General features: G+C 62.3%; 16 protein-coding genes and 2 pseudogenes. 10 read left to right on the top strand and 8 right to left on the bottom strand.

The window, feature by feature from the left end; translation table 11 throughout:
• The first annotated feature begins 163 nt into the window (after positions 1–163).
• Positions 164–1,936 carry a cytochrome c biogenesis protein DipZ gene (locus LDP01_RS20685; protein ID WP_224095023.1) on the top strand — a complete coding sequence of 591 codons (1,773 nt, stop codon included), beginning with the start codon at positions 164–166 and terminating at the stop codon, positions 1,934–1,936.
• A gap of 88 nt (positions 1,937–2,024) precedes the next feature.
• On the opposite strand, the gene LDP01_RS20680 is transcribed toward LDP01_RS20685, so the two are convergent.
• Positions 2,025–2,399, bottom strand: coding sequence for a VOC family protein (locus LDP01_RS20680; RefSeq protein ID WP_224095022.1), 375 nt, complete (start codon positions 2,397–2,399; stop codon positions 2,025–2,027).
• 205 nt (positions 2,400–2,604) lie between these two features.
• On the opposite strand from LDP01_RS20680, the gene LDP01_RS20675 reads away from it, so the two are divergent.
• Positions 2,605–3,177 carry a GNAT family N-acetyltransferase gene (locus tag LDP01_RS20675; protein WP_224095021.1) on the top strand — a complete coding sequence of 191 codons (573 nt, stop codon included), beginning with the start codon at positions 2,605–2,607 and terminating at the stop codon, positions 3,175–3,177.
• Between the two features lie 57 nt (positions 3,178–3,234).
• Here the strand turns inward: LDP01_RS20675 and LDP01_RS20670 are convergent, their stop codons facing one another.
• Positions 3,235–4,029 carry an IclR family transcriptional regulator gene (locus tag LDP01_RS20670; RefSeq protein ID WP_224095020.1) on the bottom strand — a complete coding sequence of 265 codons (795 nt, stop codon included), beginning with the start codon at positions 4,027–4,029 and terminating at the stop codon, positions 3,235–3,237.
• Positions 4,030–4,206: 177 nt separating this feature from the next.
• On the opposite strand from LDP01_RS20670, the gene LDP01_RS20665 reads away from it, so the two are divergent.
• The 3 genes from LDP01_RS20665 to LDP01_RS20655 are packed head-to-tail and all read left to right on the top strand — an operon-like array spanning position 4,207 to position 6,870.
• A complete protein-coding gene (locus LDP01_RS20665; protein WP_224095019.1) occupies positions 4,207–4,923 on the top strand; it encodes a CoA transferase subunit A in 717 nt (238 codons plus the stop codon).
• A 37-nt stretch (positions 4,924–4,960) separates the two neighbouring features.
• Positions 4,961–5,659, top strand: a complete 699-nt coding sequence (locus LDP01_RS20660) for a CoA transferase subunit B (protein WP_224095018.1) — start codon at positions 4,961–4,963, stop codon at positions 5,657–5,659.
• On the top strand, positions 5,656–6,870 hold the full coding sequence (locus LDP01_RS20655; RefSeq protein WP_224095016.1) for an acetyl-CoA acetyltransferase: 1,215 nt from the start codon (positions 5,656–5,658) through the stop codon (positions 6,868–6,870). Before LDP01_RS20660 ends, LDP01_RS20655 begins: the two co-directional genes overlap by 4 nt.
• Positions 6,871–6,959: 89 nt before the next feature.
• Here the strand turns inward: LDP01_RS20655 and LDP01_RS20650 are convergent, their stop codons facing one another.
• Entirely contained in the window at positions 6,960–7,691 is a 732-nt protein-coding gene (locus tag LDP01_RS20650) for an ankyrin repeat domain-containing protein (RefSeq protein ID WP_527249109.1), read from the bottom strand.
• Between the two features lie 19 nt (positions 7,692–7,710).
• Positions 7,711–8,290: pseudogene (locus tag LDP01_RS20645) on the bottom strand (heme-binding protein).
• Between the two features lie 208 nt (positions 8,291–8,498).
• Here LDP01_RS20645 and LDP01_RS20640 point away from each other — a divergent pair.
• The 5 genes and pseudogenes from LDP01_RS20640 to LDP01_RS20620 form a co-directional block, all read left to right on the top strand.
• The gene (locus LDP01_RS20640; RefSeq protein WP_224095012.1) at positions 8,499–9,827 is read left to right on the top strand and encodes a sensor histidine kinase; all 1,329 of its coding nucleotides are present in this window, start codon (positions 8,499–8,501) and stop codon (positions 9,825–9,827) included.
• Positions 9,824–10,450: a response regulator gene (locus LDP01_RS20635; protein WP_224095010.1), complete on the top strand. Its 627-nt coding sequence runs from the start codon at positions 9,824–9,826 to the stop codon at positions 10,448–10,450. The genes LDP01_RS20640 and LDP01_RS20635 overlap by 4 nt, the downstream gene beginning before the upstream one ends.
• A 70-nt stretch (positions 10,451–10,520) precedes the next feature.
• The gene (locus LDP01_RS20630) at positions 10,521–11,087 is read left to right on the top strand and encodes an HdeD family acid-resistance protein (RefSeq protein ID WP_224095008.1); all 567 of its coding nucleotides are present in this window, start codon (positions 10,521–10,523) and stop codon (positions 11,085–11,087) included.
• 84 nt (positions 11,088–11,171) lie between these two features.
• Positions 11,172–11,978: an exodeoxyribonuclease III gene (locus LDP01_RS20625; protein ID WP_224095007.1), complete on the top strand. Its 807-nt coding sequence runs from the start codon at positions 11,172–11,174 to the stop codon at positions 11,976–11,978.
• A 33-nt stretch (positions 11,979–12,011) separates the two neighbouring features.
• Positions 12,012–12,929: pseudogene (locus tag LDP01_RS20620) on the top strand (DUF8083 family protein); the annotation flags it as partial.
• Between the two features lie 14 nt (positions 12,930–12,943).
• Here LDP01_RS20620 and LDP01_RS20615 read toward each other — a convergent pair.
• The 4 genes from LDP01_RS20615 to LDP01_RS20600 all read right to left on the bottom strand — a co-directional run bounded on the left by LDP01_RS20615 (position 12,944) and on the right by LDP01_RS20600 (position 17,487).
• A complete protein-coding gene (locus tag LDP01_RS20615; protein ID WP_224095006.1) occupies positions 12,944–13,996 on the bottom strand; it encodes a LacI family DNA-binding transcriptional regulator in 1,053 nt (350 codons plus the stop codon).
• A gap of 126 nt (positions 13,997–14,122) precedes the next feature.
• Complete coding sequence (locus tag LDP01_RS20610; RefSeq protein ID WP_224095005.1) at positions 14,123–15,088, bottom strand: carbohydrate ABC transporter permease; 966 nt, start codon at positions 15,086–15,088, stop codon at positions 14,123–14,125.
• Positions 15,085–16,050, bottom strand: a complete 966-nt coding sequence (locus LDP01_RS20605; protein ID WP_224095004.1) for a carbohydrate ABC transporter permease — start codon at positions 16,048–16,050, stop codon at positions 15,085–15,087. The genes LDP01_RS20610 and LDP01_RS20605 overlap by 4 nt, the downstream gene beginning before the upstream one ends.
• Before the next feature lie 96 nt (positions 16,051–16,146).
• Positions 16,147–17,487 carry an ABC transporter substrate-binding protein gene (locus tag LDP01_RS20600; RefSeq protein WP_224095003.1) on the bottom strand — a complete coding sequence of 447 codons (1,341 nt, stop codon included), beginning with the start codon at positions 17,485–17,487 and terminating at the stop codon, positions 16,147–16,149.
• Between the last annotated feature and the right edge of the window lie 40 nt (positions 17,488–17,527).

Raw genomic sequence — 17,527 nt, 5'->3', positions numbered from 1 at the left:
GGCGGTTTGTGCCTCACCAGCTATTCGGAGGTCGCACCGGCGTGGATGGGTGCGGATTGAAAAAGTTTTTAAACCAAGCCATCGCGGCTGCGGCTCCGAACTGCCTACAGATATCCGGAGCCGGCACCCTTAAGGGCCGGTCCGGCGAACGTTGGGAGACGCAATGCTGCAACTAGCACTTATCGGCCTGTTGGGCGGGTTGATTACAGGTATCTCGCCCTGCATCCTGCCCGTCCTGCCCGTCATCTTTCTTTCCGGAGGTGTTCAGGGTGCACGCAAAGGCTCTCCAACCAGCTCCGCGGTAACAGAGGTGCCGCCATCCGCCGTCGATCTTAAGACCCGGTCCAGGCAGCGACGGCGGGCGGGCCTGCGCCCGTACCTGGTGATCCTGGGCCTGGTCATCAGCTTCAGCACCTTTACGCTGGTTGGTTCGTTCCTGCTGACCCTGGTGAACCTGCCGCAGGACCTGCTTCGATGGATCGGGCTGGTGGTGCTGGTGCTGATTGGTTGCGGCCTGATTTTCGATCGCTTCCAGCACATCCTGGAGAAGCCGTTCTCCTGGATCCCGCAGCGAAAGGTTGGTACTGAGAACGGTGGGTTGGTGCTGGGACTGGCGCTCGGCGTCGTCTATGTCCCCTGTGCAGGACCAGTGCTTGCCGCCATTGCCGTGGCCGGCGCCACGGGACAAGTGGGCCCCGAAACTATCGTCCTCACGTTGACATTTGCCGTGGGGGCAGCCATTCCGCTGCTGGTGTTCGCGCTGGCTGGGCGTCGCGTCGCAGAGCGGGTCAAGGCGTTTCGCAAGAACCAGCGCAAGATCCGCATAGCCGGTGGCATCATGATGATCGCCCTGGCAATCGGGTTGGTGTTCAACCTTCCCCAGCTACTGCAAAAACTCGTGCCCGACTACACCTCCACACTCCAGGAACAAGTTCAGGACAACGAGGCCGTGAAGAAGGCCCTCGATCTTGGTGGACTGGTAAATGACCAAAACCGTGAACTGGACAAGTGCAGCAACGGTGCCACCGAGCTCGAATCGTGCGGCATAGCGCCGGATATCAAGGGCATCCAGGAATGGTTCAACACCCCCGGCGGGGAGGCCGTGAACTTGAAGGACCTTAAGGGCAAGGTAGTCCTGGTGGATTTCTGGGCCTACTCCTGCATCAACTGCCAGCGCTCCGTTCCGCACCTCACGGACTGGTACAGCAAGTACAAGGACTCCGGCCTGGAAATCATCGGGATCCACTCCCCCGAGTACGCGTTCGAGAAAGAAACCCGCAACGTCATGTCCGGCGCGATGGACCTGGGCATCACCTACCCCGTAGCCATCGACAACACCCTCTCCACGTGGACCAACTACCGCAACCGTTACTGGCCTGCCCACTACCTGATCGACTCCGAGGGAACTGTCCGGCACATCAAATTCGGCGAGGGCGGCTACCAGACCACTGAGAAACTGATCCGCAAACTCCTGCAAGAGGCCAACCCTTCAGCGGCACTCCCCGCGCCCACTGAAGCGTCCGACGACGGCCCGGTAGCAGGTGCCACCACTCCGGAGACGTACTTGGGCACCACCAAGAAGGTCAACTATGCGGGCACGGAACCCTATAAAGCCGGGGTTGGGCTGTATACAGTGCCGGCAGACCAACCCGGCGACAGCTTTTCCTTGAAGGGTCCGTGGGATCTCGGAACACAATCCATAACTCCTGCCGGCGCCGGCTCTTCCATTGCCCTGAACTACCACGCCAAACAGGTGTACATCGTGGTCAGTGGTGAAGGCATGATCGATGTTGTCCGCGATGGCAAGACCACGTCCGTGGCGGTCTCAGGGACGCCCACACTACATCAGATCGTGGACGACCCCGAAATCCGCGAGGGCAAGCTCGAGGTCAAGGTCCCGCAGGGCATCCAGGCGTACTCCTTCACGTTCGGATAGGGTGCACGCTGGAAGCTGGATAGGGGGGCCGTGCCCGCTTCGCGATGCCCTCCACGCCGCGGCCCCCTATCCAGCTTCCGCTTCATCGTTAGAAATACGGCTTCGTGATCAGCTCCAGCGCGTGGCCAGAGGGGTCCTTGAAATAGACACCGCGGCCACCGTGCTCCGTATTGGTCTCGCCTGGACGGGTCATCTGAGGATCCGCCCAATGCTCGACGCCGGCACTCACCAGCCGCTGGTAGGCACGGTCAAAATGCTGGTCGTCAACGAGGAAGGCATAATGCTGCATCTGGATCTCGACCGGGGGCTCAGCGAATTGGAGCATTACGCCGCCAGCCAAGGTCAGGTTGGTGAAGGGTCCCCAACCGGGTGCTTCGTCCGCTTCGAGGATGGACCTGTAGAACCCGGCCGAGGCGGCGCGATCGATGGACGCAATGATGGTGTGGTTGAAATGTGCGGGCATGCATGACTCCTTGGATGTGGGTTAGAAATCGATGGGCTGAAATTCATCGATCCACAGGGAGGAGCGCGCGGGACGCCACCGCTCTGGCTGACAGAGCGCGTCAGAGGTCGGCCGGGTAGCCAATCCGTGCAGGGCAGGTGCCCGATCCGGTCATCACGTCCGCCAGTCTAGCGAAGAGTTGGGCGGCGGTGACAGGATGGGCGGCATGGCAATCGAGGTTCGCCCGGCAACGGTGTTCGAGGACGTGAAAACCATCGTCGGCCCCAAACGTCCGGACGCCAACGTGTGCTGGTGCCTGAGCTACCGGATTCCCTCGAAACAAAATCTTGCGCTCCAGCGGGAGGAACGGGGAAAGTTCGTGGAAAAGCTGGTGGCGGAGGATCCGCCACCAGGCGTTCTCGCTTACGACGGCGGCGAAGTAGTTGGGTGGGCTGCCGTTCACCCCCGGGCCGACACCAGCTTCGCAACGAACCGGAAGATTCCACATGTGGACGACGCCGCCGTCTGGTCTGTCTGGTGCATCAGGGTGCGGCCCGGGCATCGAGGCAAGGGCATCTCCCATCATCTGCTGGAGGGTGCCATCGAGATGGCCCGCGAGTACGGCGCGCCAGCCATTGAGGGCTATCCAGTGGACAACAAGGGCAGCAAGGTGGACTTGACCATGGCGTACGTGGGGACCCGCAGACTGTTCGAGAAAGCCGGCTTCACAAAGGTCGCAGAGACAACGTCCGTCCTCAACGGTTTCCCCAGGGTACTCATGCGCCTGGACCTGCGCTGACCCAACTGAGTCGCATTAGAGCGCGTTTAGAGCCGTCAAAACGCGCTCAACTGCGACTCAGTTGGGTGAGCCTTGCAGTTTCGCGGTCATCCGGTGAGCTTCCTCAAGCAGCAATTTGCCGAGGAATTCCTGTCGATCAGGACGGAACCGGGGTTCGATCCCCGTCAAGGAAAGGGCCCATGCGGGGCGCCCCTGCTGGTCAAAAACGGCCGCGCCCATCCCCCAGCTTCCTTCAAGGATCAGCCCCGGATTTACCGAGTAGCCCGTGAGCCGGGTGCGCTCAAGGTTGTCCCGAACCACGTCGGCCGGGTGTCCCACGGCAAAGTCGCCAGCGTGCGCGGGCCAGTCCTTCAGCAGGGTTTCCTGCTCATCGGCGGGCAGGAAAGCCATGATGGCCGTTCCTGCCGACGCAACTCCCAACGGAAAACGTACGCCTTCATGCAGCACGAAGGATCTCACCGGGAACGAGCCTTCCTCGCGCAACACGCAGACGGTTTCGTTGCCGCGACGGATGGAGAAGAACGCGCTCTCGCCAGTCTCCGCGGCGAGCCGGCGCAGGCTGGGCCGGGCAATATCCTCCATGGGGAAGCGTGCCGCCGCTACCGATCCAAGGAGGAAGATCTCCGGCCCCAGAACCCACTTCCCGGCGGCTGAATCGTGCTCCAGCAAACCCTCCGCGGCAAGGGACGTCAGCAGCCGGTGCACTGTTGGCCGCGTCAGCCCTGATTCCCGAACCAACCCGGCCAACGACGTCCCCTCGGGTTTGCGCCCAACAAGCCTCAGCAGCAGGGCAACCCGGCCTACGACCTGGGCGCCCTGGACTGGGTTTTGCGTGGATTTCTGTTCCGGCACAGGTGCTCCTTTGAAGATTTCATCCACAATATGGACACCATTGAGCCTACAGTCCACACCGTGAGTAGCCAAGCAGTCTGCTCGTTGACCCTGGGTGGGATGAAACCTAGGCTCCTCTACAGGTCACAGGTCCACAACGTGGATACGTCCACCACGAACACTCAAAGAAGAGCTCCCATGTCGAAGATGCACGCCAGCGCAACCCAAGCGCTCCAGGACTTGATGGCAGACGGCCTGACGATCGCCGTCGGGGGTTTTGGCCTGAGTGGCATCCCCGCCGACCTGATCGATGCCGTCCGTGAGTCGGGCGCCAAGGACCTAACCATCGTCTCCAACAACATGGGGGTGGATGGCAAGGGGCTCGGTGTGCTGATCGAGGCAGGCCAGGTCAGGAAAGTCATCGCTTCCTACGTCGGCGAGAACAAGCTTTTCGCCGAGCAGTACCTCGCCGGCAAGCTCGACGTCGAGTTCACTCCCCAAGGCACCCTTGCCGAACGCCTCCGTGCGGGCGGCGCCGGCATCCCTGCCTTCTACACGCGGACCGGCGTGGGCACGCTTGTTGCCGAGGGCAAGCCGTTGGAGGAGTTCGACGGCGTGACTTACGTCCGCGAGCGCGCCATCACCGCCGACGTCGCGCTGGTTCATGCGCACACCGCGGACACTGATGGAAACCTGATCTACCGCTACACGGCGAGGAACTTCAACCCGGTGGTGGCAACAGCCGGCGCCGTCACCATCGCTGAGGCGGAGGTCATTGTGCAGCCCGGCGTGCTCGACCCCAATCACATCGTCACTCCAGGCGTCTACGTCCAGCGACTGGTGCAGGCCAGCGCACGGGTTAAGGACATCGAACAGCGCACAGTCCGCCCCCGGCGCGAAGCGGTAACGGTCTAAAGAAGCGCTAACGGTTTAAGGAACAAGGAGCACAATCATGGCTTGGACACGAGACCAGATGGCCGCCATTGCGGCTGAAGAATTGAACGACGGCGACTACGTCAACCTCGGCATCGGCATCCCCACGCTGGTTGCCAATAACCTGCCCGATGGCGTGCGGGTTGTCCTCCAGAGCGAGAACGGCCTGCTCGGAATGGGCCCGTTTCCGTACAAGGGCGAGGAAGACGCCGACCTCATCAACGCCGGCAAGCAGACCGTGACCATCACCCCGGGAGGCAGCATCTTCGATTCCGCTACCTCGTTCGGCATGATCCGCGGCGGGCATGTAAAGGTGGCCATCCTGGGCGCGATGCAGGTGTCCGGCGGCGGCGACCTCGCCAACTGGACCATCCCCGGCAAGATGGTCAAGGGCATGGGCGGCGCGATGGACCTGGTGGCCGGGACGCCTCGGGTGGTGGTCCTCACCGAGCACAACGCCAAGGACGGCTCGGCCAAGATCGTCACCGAATGCACACTGCCGCTCACGGGGCTCAAGTGCGTTGACCGGATCATCACGGACCTCGCCGTCTTCGACATAGCGCCGAACCCGGAAAACCACGACGGCGGCACGCGACTTCTGCTGACCCGCCTCGCCCCGGGCGTCACCGTGGAAGAGATACGCAGTAAGACCGAAGCCGAGTTCGCTGTTGCGCTCGAGTCTGAAGAAGAAAGCACCCTCGAAGGAGTAAACGCATGAGCCTGAAAGACCAGTTCGGCAAGGACATCCTGCTCACCGGGTGGGGCCATAGCAAGTTTGGCAAACTCACGGACGAGACTTTGGAGTCCCTGATCGTCCATGTAGCCGGGGAAGCCATTCGTAACTCGGGGCTGGAACCGAAGGACATCGACGAGATCTACCTCGGCCAGTTCAACTCGGGCATGCAACCGCTGGGTTTCACGTCGTCCTTGGCACTGCAACTCTCTGCAGACCTGGCCAATGTCCCTGCAACGCGCACGGAGAACGCTTGCGCCTCCGGTTCCGCGGCGTTTCAGCAAGGCGTGAAGGCTGTGCTCGCTGGAACTGCCCGCAATGTCTTGGTGATCGGCGCGGAAAAAATGACCGACGCCGGAGCGGACGTCGTGGGGGCGGCTTTGCTTGGTGCGTCGTACGAGATGGCGGGCAAGGCCTCCACCACAGGGTTCACGGGGTTGTTCGCCGAGGTGGCGAAGCACTACGGGAAGCGGTACGGCACGGGCATTGACGCCGCCAACTACCCCGGGGGCCTGGGCGATGTCCTCGGTTCCATTGCAGCCAAGAACCACCACAACGGAATGGACAATCCCTACGCCCAGATGCACCGGGACTTTGGGGAGGAATTCTGCCGCACCATCTCGGACAAGAACCCGATGGTCGCGGACCCCTTGCGCCGCACGGACTGTTCGCCGGTCTCGGACGGTGCGGCCGCCGTCGTGATTTCAACGTCGGCAACCGCCGGCGCGACCTCGCCTGTGCGCTTGGCTGGCTTCGGTCATGCGAACGATTTCTTCCCCGCGGAGAAGCGCGATCCCACCGAATTCGCCGCCACCCGAGCATCGTGGGAGCGCGCGCTGGGAATGGCGGGGGTGGGCATCGATGGACTGGACTTCGCCGAAGTCCACGACTGCTTCACCATCGCCGAGCTCATCATGTACGAGGCCATGGGCCTGACTCCCCGCGGCGAGGGCTCGCGCGCTGTCCAGGAGGGCTGGGTATACAAGGACGGCAAACTTCCCGTGAACGTGTCTGGAGGCCTTAAGGCGAAGGGGCATCCTGTGGGCGCAACTGGGGTGTCGCAGCATGTCATTGCGGCCATGCAGCTCACGGGGACCGCCGGCGACATGCAGCTTCCCAATGCGCGGCGGGGCGCCGTCCAGAACATGGGCGGAGTGGGCATCGCCAACTACGTCAGCATCCTCGAGTCCCTTTAGCCCATCTGAGTCGCAGTAGTGCGCGTTTAGAGCCGTCAAAACGCGCACTAATGCGACCTAGTTGGGCTGGCGGGGGCGGTCGGGGGCGGTCAGCGGTTCCGGATCAGAGCCGCGATCTCCGTGAACCCGAGCCGCTCTGCGTTCTGCAGGGCGGTTCGGCCTTGGGGATCACGGATATCCGGATCAGCTCCCGCGGCCAGCAGCTGCCGGACCACGTCTTGCTGGTTCGGGCCGCCGTTGTTGAGCAGGATGGCTTCCTGCATGGCCGTCCAGCCCAGGTTGTTCACGTGGTTCACAGGCACGCCCGCGGCGATGAGGATGCGTACAGTTTCGGTGTGCCCATGCTCGCTCGCGGGAATCAGGGCTGTGCCGCCGTATCGGTTGATGCTACGGACATCGGCCCCGGCAGCCAGGGTCAGCTGCAGCACCTCGTTGAAGCCTTCGGCCCCTGCGTACAAGAACGCCGAGTCCTGGATGTCGTCCTTGGCATTGACGTTGCCGCCAGCGGCGATGAGCTCGCGGACCCGCACGGGATCGTTGGCTTTCGCGGCGAGGATCAGGAGCCTGTCGGTTTCCATTTGGGCCTCCGGTGACAGTTTGGGTGGCAAGGCAACGGACGACGTCGGGACCGGACTGACACTCGACGGCGTCACTTGGGTGGGTGCCGGGCTGTCAGGTGAGGCGGCCGCCGTCGTACTCGCTGTTTGCGAACCGGACGTCTGTGAGTCCACAGGCGAGGACGGCGCGCAGCCAGCCAGAAGCCCGGCGACCAGCAAACCTGCGCCGATTGCGGAGCTCACAGCTAGACCGCGCGCCTTCATGGAACCCATACCTTCGAGGCTACTTCGCAGCTGTGGCCAAAGCCTCGGCACCCGCGGTCGCGCACGCCTCGTCCATGGCGCCGTCGGGAGCACCGCCGACGCCGATGCCAGCCACGGATACGCCGTTGACCTTCAACGGGACACCGCCAGCCAGGAAAAGCGTGCCGGGAAGGTCCGCGATAGAAGGCCCGGTGCCGTTGATGCGCTTGGCCAGTTCGCTGGTGGGGGCACCAAAGGCAGCCGCCGTGTAAGCCTTCTGCTTGGCGGCTTCGATGGTGTGCTCGGCGGCGTTGTCGCCGCGGAGAAGGGCCTGGACCGTACCGAAGCGATCTACAAGGGCGACGGTCACGAACGGAAGCTTGTCCGCCTGGCACTTGGCAAGCGCCGCATTTACCGCCGCACTCGACGCTCCGACCGTGATTCGGTTCTGCGCAACCACATTCTCAGGAGCAGGCTGGACTTCCCCAGCTAGCGGTGCGGCAGGTGCGGTAACAGGCGCGGCCCCCGGGGGCCACAGCATTGGCTACTGCCGTAACCCCGCCTGTGAGCAACAGCGCTCCAGCAGCGGCGGCAGCGATCATCTTGTTGGACTTCTTCATGGAGTTCTCCTCGTGGCACGCATCGGCAATTTCGGGTACATATCCATGCTTCCGGGGCAGCTCCGGGCAGGCATCGGCCGTGAGCCGGTTCCAAGGTCAGCCTTTCCGCCAGCCGTATCAGCCAAAAGGTGGAGAGACCAGCAATCACACGGGATCTAGCATGGAAAGAGCGCCTACTACCGACCGGAACGGAAACGGGAACCACCCAATGCCAGAAGCCCTTCAGCGGCCGGATTCCAGCACCCGGCCCGAGCCCAGCAGTATCGAGCCAAGCCGGATCGATACCCGCATCGATGCGGTGGTGCACCTGGGCTTTGCCGTGCTGATAGTCGCCTCTGCTGTCCGTTACGTCATGCGCCACTCCCCCGCGGACAACCTGTGGACTGTGGCCTTGGCGGTCGCCGTGTGTGCTCTGTACGTCGTGACGGCGTTGCTGGCCCAACACCGCCAGCCCACCCAACACCGCCACCTCACCGATCACCGCCAGGCTGGGCAGAGCCAACAAACCCTGAACCGCAAGCTGTGGATGTTTGCCTTGGTGGGGGTTTGGTCGGCTCTGGTGATCGCGGCACCCAGCTTCGCGTGGTGTTCATTCGCCATTTTCTTCCTCAGCCGCACCGCGTTCCGAGGGTGGACCGCGTATCTGGCTGGTGGCGCGACGGCGGCGGCCACCGCCGTCGGGCTTTTCCGTATGAGCGGATGGACGGACGTCGCCATGCTGCTGGGACCGCTCGCTGCCGGCGCGCTGTTGACGCTGGTTTACGACAAGATCGAGCGCGACAGTGCCCTCCAGCGAATGCTCTTCGAAGACGTATCCCAAGCTCAGGAACAGCTGGCGGCGAGTGAACGGACGGCAGGGATCGCGGCGGAGCGCGAGCGTGTTTCACGTGAAATCCACGACACCATCACCCAGGGCCTCGCGAGCGGCTTGCTCCACTTGGAGGCAGCCCAACGTTCCTGGCCTGATCCTGCGGCGCATCACGAGGTCAGCAAAGCAACCAGCCTCCTCCGCGGAAATCTTGCCGACACCCGGAGCCTGGTGCACGAGCTCTCGGCACCTGGCCTGGAGACTGCGCCCCTTCACGAGGCCTTGGAACGCGCCGCCCGGACGTATCTGGACCACGTCCGCGTGCAGGTCACCGGCGAGACCCGTCCCATCCCGGCCGAGGTCCGGCACGCCCTGCTCCGCGTGGCCCAGAGCGCCGTGGCCAACATCAAACTTCATGCCCACGCGGACAACGCCAGCGTGACTCTTGGGTACCTGCCGGATGCGATCACCCTGGACGTGTTCGACGACGGCCGCGGCTTTGATCCAGGAGCGGTACCTCCGCCGTCGGAATCGGGAGGATACGGCCTGCGCGCCATGCGGCAACGCATTGAGCAACTAGGCGGAGAATTGTCCGTGGAGAGCACCCCGGGTGAAGGTACGATCATCGCGGCCCAGCTGCCATTGCCGGCTCTGCCCGAAGATACCCCGGCCGAAGATACCCCGACGGAAGATACCTCGCCCGAAGATTCATCGAAGGAGTCCCTGTGACTACCATTTCCGTACTCCTTGTGGACGACCATACGGTGGTCCGGAGCGGGCTGAAGGCGCTGTTGGGCACCCAGGCGGATATCGTCGTCGTCGGCGAAGCGGCATCCGGTGAGGAAGCGTTGGAAGCGGCTCAACAGCACTCACCCGCAGTGGTTCTCATGGACCTTGCGATGGGTGCGGGAATGGACGGCATCGAGGCCATCAAACAGTTGCGGCAGAGCAATCCCCGCCAAGTGGTGATCGTCTTCACCACCTACGATTCCGACGCCGACATCGTCCGTGCCGTCGATGCCGGCGCCATGGGGTACCTGCTCAAGGACGCTGCACCGGAAGAGATCTTTGCAGCTGTGAGAGGCGCCGTGCAGGGCAAAAGCGTGATGAGCGCGCCCGTTGCGTCCCGGCTTTTCCAACAGCTGCGGAACCCGGACGAAATCCTCACACCCCGGGAGGCAGAGCTCCTGAGCCTCCTGACGGAGGGCCTCAGCAACCGCGATCTGGGCAAACGCCTCTTCATTTCGGAAGCAACCGTCAAAACCCATCTGGCCCACATTTATGCCAAGCTCGGCGTGGAGACGCGGGCGGCGGCCATCGCAACGGCCATCCGTCGTGAGGGCATGCGGTAGGCAGGCCGCGCCTGACGATTCAAGGCTCATTGCTATATATCCACAGCCCGCCTTCGATTAAGCTGGCACTATGTCCGACGCTTCGGCACGCAAGATGTTCAAACATTCCGGAACCGCCCTGCTGGTCCGCGGAATTCTGGCCGTACTCTTTGCCTTCCTCGTGGCATCTTTGCCGGTAGCCACGGTCTTCGGGCTGGTTATCGTGTTCGGTATCTTCGCAATCGTGGACGGCCTCACCAACGTAGCCCACTACTTTTATGACCCTTCACGCCATTCCGGCTGGACGATGGTGGGCGGCTTCATCTCCATCGCCGCGGGTTTGGTGGCGGTTGCATGGCCGGGAATCACAGCTGCAGCACTTGGCATCCTGATTGGGCTCTGGGCCTTGGTCCTGGGGCTTTCCGAAATCGTCTTCGCCTTTGCTGCAAGGAACTCCGTTAATGGATGGGGGGTCTGGCTGCTGACGGGTCTTGTGACTGCACTTTTTGGACTCTTCGTCCTGATCAACCCCGGTCTCGGCTTCCTGGGCGTGGTGGGTTTGCTGGCAGCATTCTCCGCTGTTGCGGGGCTGTTGTTGATCGTTTGCGGCATCAAGATGCGCAGGGGCGCCTCGTCTGCCTTCATGTACGCCCACTGATAGCCCCCCCGCAGCGAACTTGTCACGGCGGGCAATCCTTCATGAGGGGATGCGCTTGGCGCCAAGTTCGGTAAGTTAGTGGCTGTGAAGATAGCTACCTGGAATGTGAACTCCCTCCGTGCCCGTGCCGACCGCGTGGAAGCGTGGCTTGAGCGCAGTGACTGTGATGTCCTGGCCATCCAGGAGACCAAGTGCAAGGACGATAACTTCCCGTGGGAGCTCTTTGAGCGCATGGGCTACGAGGTTGCGCACTTCGGCGTGAACCAGTGGAACGGCGTCGCCATTGCGTCCCGCGTTGGGCTGGAGGATGTAGAACGCACTTTCCTGGACCAGCCGATGTTCGGCAAGGCAGGCAAGGATCCCGCGCAGGAATCCCGCGCTATTGCCGCCACCTGCGGCGGAATCCGCATTTGGAGCCTGTATGTTCCCAATGGCCGCTCCCTGGACGACGAACACATGCCGTATAAGCTCAAGTGGCTTGACGTCCTTCAAGGCAACGCCGCGGAGTGGCTCAAGACCGAGCCCACCGCCCAGGTGGCGCTCATGGGCGACTGGAACATTGCACCGTTCGATGACGACGTCTGGGACATCGAACTGTTCCGTAACAACAACTTCACGCACGTCAGCGAGCCGGAGCGCGCCGCTTTCCACGCCTTCGAAGCGGCCGGTTACACCGACGTCGTTCGCCCCTACACACCCGGCCCTGGCGTCTACACGTACTGGGACTACACGCAGCTGCGCTTCCCCAAGAAGGAAGGCATGCGCATCGACTTCTGCCTGGCTTCCCCGGCGCTTGCTGCCCGGGTCACCGGTGCCTCCATCGACCGCGAGGAACGTAAGGGCAAGGGCGCTTCCGACCATGCTCCCGTGATCGTGGAGCTTGCAGACTAATCACCGCTAATGGACGAAAGGGGCCGGCTGGAGATGACTGGAAACCTGTATAGGGGCCAGGCAGGACTGCCGTTCTCTTCGTCCCTGCGCATCTACGAGCCCCTTGAGGCGTTTCCGCCGGAGCAGCAGCGCCAGCTCGTGGCGGACAGCAGCAAGATCCGGTCCCGGGCCGCCGTCGAAAACGCTGAGCTCCAAGCCTCGCTGGGCCGCATCACCCGGACGGGCGGGGACCCCTTCCCCACCGGCCGGACTGATCTGGTGCGAATGACGCGCGTCCCTGGCGGGCGGCACACTGCGGCGGACAGTTCCACAGATGCCGCCACCGGCGCGTCGGCCCAGGATAAGGACGCCCACGACGCCGGACGGCTGCTTTACTGCCCCAGCCAACTGGTGATTCGCGCCGGGTTGGCAGCGAATGCCCTCATGGATGGTGTGCACAGCCCGCTGGCCGATCTGCTGATTCCGGTTTCGCAGCGGGACAAGCACCAAGCGCGGATCGATCGCATCAACGCCGGGGAGGAAGCCAAGCGGGTCCACACCCGGGCCTCCACCTGGGGTATCCCTTTTAGTTGGTTCTCGCTTTTCGCTGAGTCTGACCGCAAGGATGTGGTGGAATCGGACGGGCACATCCTCACTGTCCGGGTGTGGACGCCGTTGACGGAGGCCCTGGACAGGGCACGCTTCGCCGTAGCCCATCTGGCTTTGGCAGCCCCGGACCTGGACATGCTGGACGATCTCACGCAGCTCACCGAGTGGCTGGAGCTGTTCCATGTCCAGTCCATGGTGGAGTTGGATTACGGAGCTGTGGCGGACAAGGTGTACCCGGACGAATCCCCCATGGATGTTCGCCTCGGGATCGAGTGCCTCGCTGAGGGAGATATGACGGGCGCAGCGGCAGCCTATCGCCGGCTGGCCTCGCGCTGGATCCCCATCCGGCAGTTGGCGCGGGCCCTCGTAGGCTGTCATCACCGGCACGGCGGTGCTGTTGTCTCCCGGACAATCAATTGGTGCGGCGCTACCTCTGAATGCACGGCACCGGCGATGCCATCGAGTTCGTCCAAAAGCATCTTGGTGCCCAGTTCGGCTTGGTCGTCCGGCCGTTGACCCACCGTTGTCAAGCCCAGGGCTTCGGAGAAGTCGTGGTCGTCGATTCCGATGACTGAGAGGTCCGCGGGCACCCGAACGCCGTGTCGCGTGGCTTCGAAGATGACCCCCATGGCCATCTCATCAGAGGAACAGAAAATGGCCGTAGGCTTGCGTCCGGGCTGGCTCCAGAGCCGGTTGAATGCCTGCTGCCCGCTGGCAACCGTGAAGTCACCCCATTCGTCCCACTCGGGACGGACTTCCAAGCCGGCGTCGGTCATGACGTCCTGGAAGGCGCGGATCCGGACGCGGGGAACGTCGAAGTTCAGGTCTGTCTCGTCATCGCCATGGAGCAGGGCAATGTCCTTGTGTCCGAGGTCCAGCAGGTGCCGCACGGCGGTGGTTGCGGCGTCGTAATCGTTGATACCGATGTAGGCACAATCCTCAACGTGTCCGCCAACAACCACCAACGGGATGTCGATCTTGTGGAGGTGTTCCAGTTCGTCCTCGCTGAGCGCCATACACAGCACCAGCAGGGCGTCGATCTGTTTGTACACCATGGTGGAGCTGAAGAGCCGCTCGCGATTGCTGCCATGGCCGCCAAGGTTGAACAGGGAGAGGTTGTACTTGCGTGAGTGCAGTTCCCTGTCCGCGCCTTCGATTGCCTTGGAGAAGAACCAACGGCTGACGAAGGGCGCCAGGACACCGATGGTGCGCGTGCGCCCGGTGGCCAGACCCGACGCCGACGACGACGCCACATAACCCAGCGACGCCGCCACTTCCAGGATCTTTTCACGGGTTGCCGGCGAAACCCGTGGCAGTCCCCTGACGGCCCTGGAAACGGTAGCCGTGGACACTCCCGCTGCTGCTGCGACGTCCTCGATGCTGACGCCTGTATGACCACCGCGCTGGGACCTACCCGTTGTTCGTGTCACAGGCCCCCCCTCTCCGGCTGCCTTCACTTCGCCGTTCTCTGTCTCATGGCGAAGAATCAGTCTATTTTGTGCAGGCCTTGGTTACGCAGCGGAGTCGTTCCGCTGCGTAACCAACGCTGCAATTGTCTAGCCCTTGAGACCGCCGGACAGCAGGCCCCGGACGAAGTACCGCTGCAGGCCGAAGAACACCAGAAGCGGGATGATGATCGACACGAAGGCCGCGGCCGGGTTCAAGTAGTCCCTGGCACCGCGCGTGCCGGAAATCTCGGCCAGACGCTGGGTGATAGGTGCTACGTCGGCCGTTCCGCCGGAGAACACCAGCGCAACCAGGAGGTCGTTCCAGACCCACAGGAACTGGAAGATCGCCAGCGAAGCCAGTGCCGGAACGGAAAGCGGCAGGATGATCCGCCAGAAAATGGTGCTGTGTCCCGCACCGTCCACCCTTGCTGCCTCGATAACTTCACCCGGGATCTCGGAGATGAAGTTGTGGAGGAGGAAAATACCCAGGGGAAGGCCGAACATGGTGTGGGCGATCCACAGCTGCGCATACGAACCCGCAGGCAAATGCAGGGTTTGCGTGAAGAGTTGCAGGAGCGGAATCAGTGCCATCTGGAGCGGGATGATCTGCAGGGCAAAAACGAAAATGAAGAGTGCGTCGCGGCCCTTGAACTTCCCCCATGCGAAAACATAGGCGGCCATGGACGCCAGTACCAGCACAAAGATGGTGACTGGAATGACGATCGCCACGGAGTTGATGAAGTACTGGGAAAGGTTGGCAGACTGCGAGCCCGCCGGGGTAAGGACATCCACATAGTTCTTGAAGGTGAAGTCCCAGTCAAGGAAGGCGTTCCACCAGCCGTTTGAGCGGGGGCCTACTTGCTTGGCTGCAGGCCTGAATGAGGTAACAAAGAGGCCAAAAGTCGGGACAGACCATACGACGGCGATGATGATCGCTGCCGCTGTGGCCCACTTGGAAGTGAGCTTGGTCTTGACCCTGCGCATCATCGGCTGGGCGTCCTCCGTGGGGTCCGATCCAGGACGCTGCCGGGTGGCGGCCTTGGACGCCTCTTTCGGGGCTGGCGTGGCTGTCAATGGATCTCCCTTTGCTTGCGAAGGACTCGAGCGTTGTACACGACGATGGGCAGCACCATGAGGAACAGGATCAGGGCCAATGCGGCACCTCGTCCCGGCTCACCGGCACGGAAGGCCTGCGTGTACATTTCGTTGGCCACAACCGACGTGTCGTAGTTACCGGCCGTCATGGTTCGAACAATGTCGAATACCTTCAACGTGGCGATCGTAATAGTAGTCAGGACCACTACCAGCGCCCCACGGATACCCGGGACCGTCACGTTGCGGAACTGCTGCCAGGCGTTGGCCCCATCCAAGCGGGCCGCCTCGATGAGTTCCACGGGGACACCCTTGATGGCCGCGGAGAGAATCACCATGGCGAAGCCGGTTTGGATCCAGACCATCACGATGATCAGGAACACCGTGTTTTCCGGGGCGTCGAGGAGGAACTGCTTGGGGTTCATTCCCAGTGCGTCACGGATGAAGTTGATCACGCCAGTCTGTTCGATGCCGGGGCCGCGGTAGTCATACACGAGCTTCCAGATGATACCGGCGCCTACAAAGGAGATGGCCATCGGCATGAAGACCAGGGACTTCAGAACCCGCTCTCCGCGGGCCTTATCGATAAAGACGGCGTAGGCCAAGCCGAAAGAGGTTGACAACAGGGGGACCAGGACGGTCCAGATAATGGTGTTACGCAGCGTGGTCAAAGCCTCAGGCTGGGTAAACATCCAAACAAAGTTGTCGAATCCGTTGCCTTGGCCACTGGCGTCCGTGAAGGCCAACATTGACGTGCGCACCGCTGGGTACACGAGGCCCACCAGCATCAGGATTCCGGCGGGAGCCAGGAATCCTGCCACCGTAACTTTGTCCTTGACTGATTTCGGTGCTCTGTCCACCACCAGCATGAGGATGCCGATAATAGCGGCAAAGATCGCCAGGGCGATCACTACTTGAAGGAGTTTTCCTCCGATAAATTCCATACCCAACCTCCGGGGCGTGAGTGAATCACTAGGTTCCGGGAAAAACGCTGCCTCCCCGACTGGGCAAACCAGGCAGGGGAGGCAGCGCTTTCGGAGTTAGCCCTTGGGCCAGCTGGACTCGATGCTGTCAGTTACCTGCTGGGCGGAGCTGCCATTGATCCAGGCAACGATGCCCTTCCAGAACGAGTTGGAACCCACAGCGCTCGGCATCAGGTCCGAACCGTCAAAACGGAAGACGGTCTTGGGATCCTGAAGGAGCTTGATGGACTGCTTGTCCAGGGCCGACTGTGCGTTGTTCGGGTCAAGGCCCTTGTTTGCACTGATGGCGCCGCCGAGCTTCACGCGGTTGTTGGCGAAGTCCGCACTAGCCATGAATGCCAGGTATGCCTGGACCTCAGGGGTGTCCTTGTAAGCGGCGACCGACTCCCCACCACCGGTGATGGCAGTGCCCTTGGATTCATCCACCGGAGGCGTCATGAATGCCCAGACGTCGCCGTCTTCGGCCACGTTGGTACCGGCAGGCCAGTTGGCTGCCTGGAACGATGCCTGGTGGTGCATGGCGCACTGTCCGTCCAGAACCGGCTGGCCAGCCTGGGCAAACGCGGTGCTCAAGATCGAGCGCGGGTCACCGAAGCCGCCGTTGACGTAATCCGGGTTGAGGAGGATGTCGCCAACCTTGTTGAAGGAGTTGACGATCTTGGGGTCATTGAACGGAATCTGGTGCGTGATCCACTTGTCATAGACTTCCGGGCCTTCGGCACGCAGGACAACGTCCTCGATCCAGTCGGTACCCGGCCAACCCGTGGCTTCGCCCGATTCAAATCCGGCACACCACGGCTTCATGGTCTTGTCGTCGGCGATCTTCTTGGTCAGGTCCATCATTTCGTCCCACGTCTTGGGGACCTGCCAACCCTTGTCCTTGAAGGTCTTGGGCGAGTACCAGACGTATCCCTTGACGTTCGCAAGCATCGGGGCGGCGTAGAACGTGCCGTCCACCGTGCCGTACTTCTTCCAGTCTGCGGACCAGTTCTTGTCCACAAGATCGGACACAGTCTTGGGAGCGGGCTTCAGGTAACCGGCCTTGGCCTGCGTGGCCAGAAGACCGGGCTGGGGGAAGATCGCTACGTCAGGGGCCGTACCGGACTGGGCCCGGACACCGATCTGGGTCTCGAACTCCTTGCTGCCCTCGTACTTGACCGTAATGCCCGTGCACTTTTCGAACTGTGCCCAGGATTCCTCGAGGTTTGTCGCTTCGACGTCGACGATCGTGGAGTACACGGAGACTGTCTTGCCGTCGTGCTTGCCGTAGGTTTCGTATGCGGAACAGTCGTCCGACGCGGTGCTTCCGCCGCCGCCGCTGTTTCCGCTACATGCGGACATGGTAAGTGCCAGAACGCCGGCCGCTGCGACCGGGAGCAGGTACTTGGTTTTTTTCATGCTGAAGACTCCTCGCTGAGTACAAGAAAATCGTGGCGCG

This window comes from Arthrobacter sp. StoSoilB13, from assembly GCF_019977255.1.
Lineage (GTDB): Bacteria > Actinomycetota > Actinomycetes > Actinomycetales > Micrococcaceae > Arthrobacter.
The sequence above is the reverse complement of the archived record's forward strand: the minus strand, read 5'-3'. Positions and strand labels throughout refer to the sequence as shown.

Coding starts and splice junctions, on each gene's coding strand:
- LDP01_RS20680 (WP_224095022.1), bottom strand. CDS start 2,399: ATGCCCGCACATTTCAACCACACCATCATTGCGTCCATCGATCGCGCC.
- LDP01_RS20665 (WP_224095019.1), top strand. CDS start 4,207: ATGTCGAAGATGCACGCCAGCGCAACCCAAGCGCTCCAGGACTTGATG.
- LDP01_RS20650 (WP_527249109.1), bottom strand. CDS start 7,691: ATGAAGGCGCGCGGTCTAGCTGTGAGCTCCGCAATCGGCGCAGGTTTG.
- LDP01_RS20600 (WP_224095003.1), bottom strand. CDS start 17,487: ATGAAAAAAACCAAGTACCTGCTCCCGGTCGCAGCGGCCGGCGTTCTG.
- LDP01_RS20605 (WP_224095004.1), bottom strand. CDS start 16,050: ATGGAATTTATCGGAGGAAAACTCCTTCAAGTAGTGATCGCCCTGGCG.
- LDP01_RS20685 (WP_224095023.1), top strand. CDS start 164: ATGCTGCAACTAGCACTTATCGGCCTGTTGGGCGGGTTGATTACAGGT.
- LDP01_RS20675 (WP_224095021.1), top strand. CDS start 2,605: ATGGCAATCGAGGTTCGCCCGGCAACGGTGTTCGAGGACGTGAAAACC.
- LDP01_RS20660 (WP_224095018.1), top strand. CDS start 4,961: ATGGCTTGGACACGAGACCAGATGGCCGCCATTGCGGCTGAAGAATTG.
- LDP01_RS20655 (WP_224095016.1), top strand. CDS start 5,656: ATGAGCCTGAAAGACCAGTTCGGCAAGGACATCCTGCTCACCGGGTGG.
- LDP01_RS20640 (WP_224095012.1), top strand. CDS start 8,499: ATGCCAGAAGCCCTTCAGCGGCCGGATTCCAGCACCCGGCCCGAGCCC.
- LDP01_RS20630 (WP_224095008.1), top strand. CDS start 10,521: ATGTCCGACGCTTCGGCACGCAAGATGTTCAAACATTCCGGAACCGCC.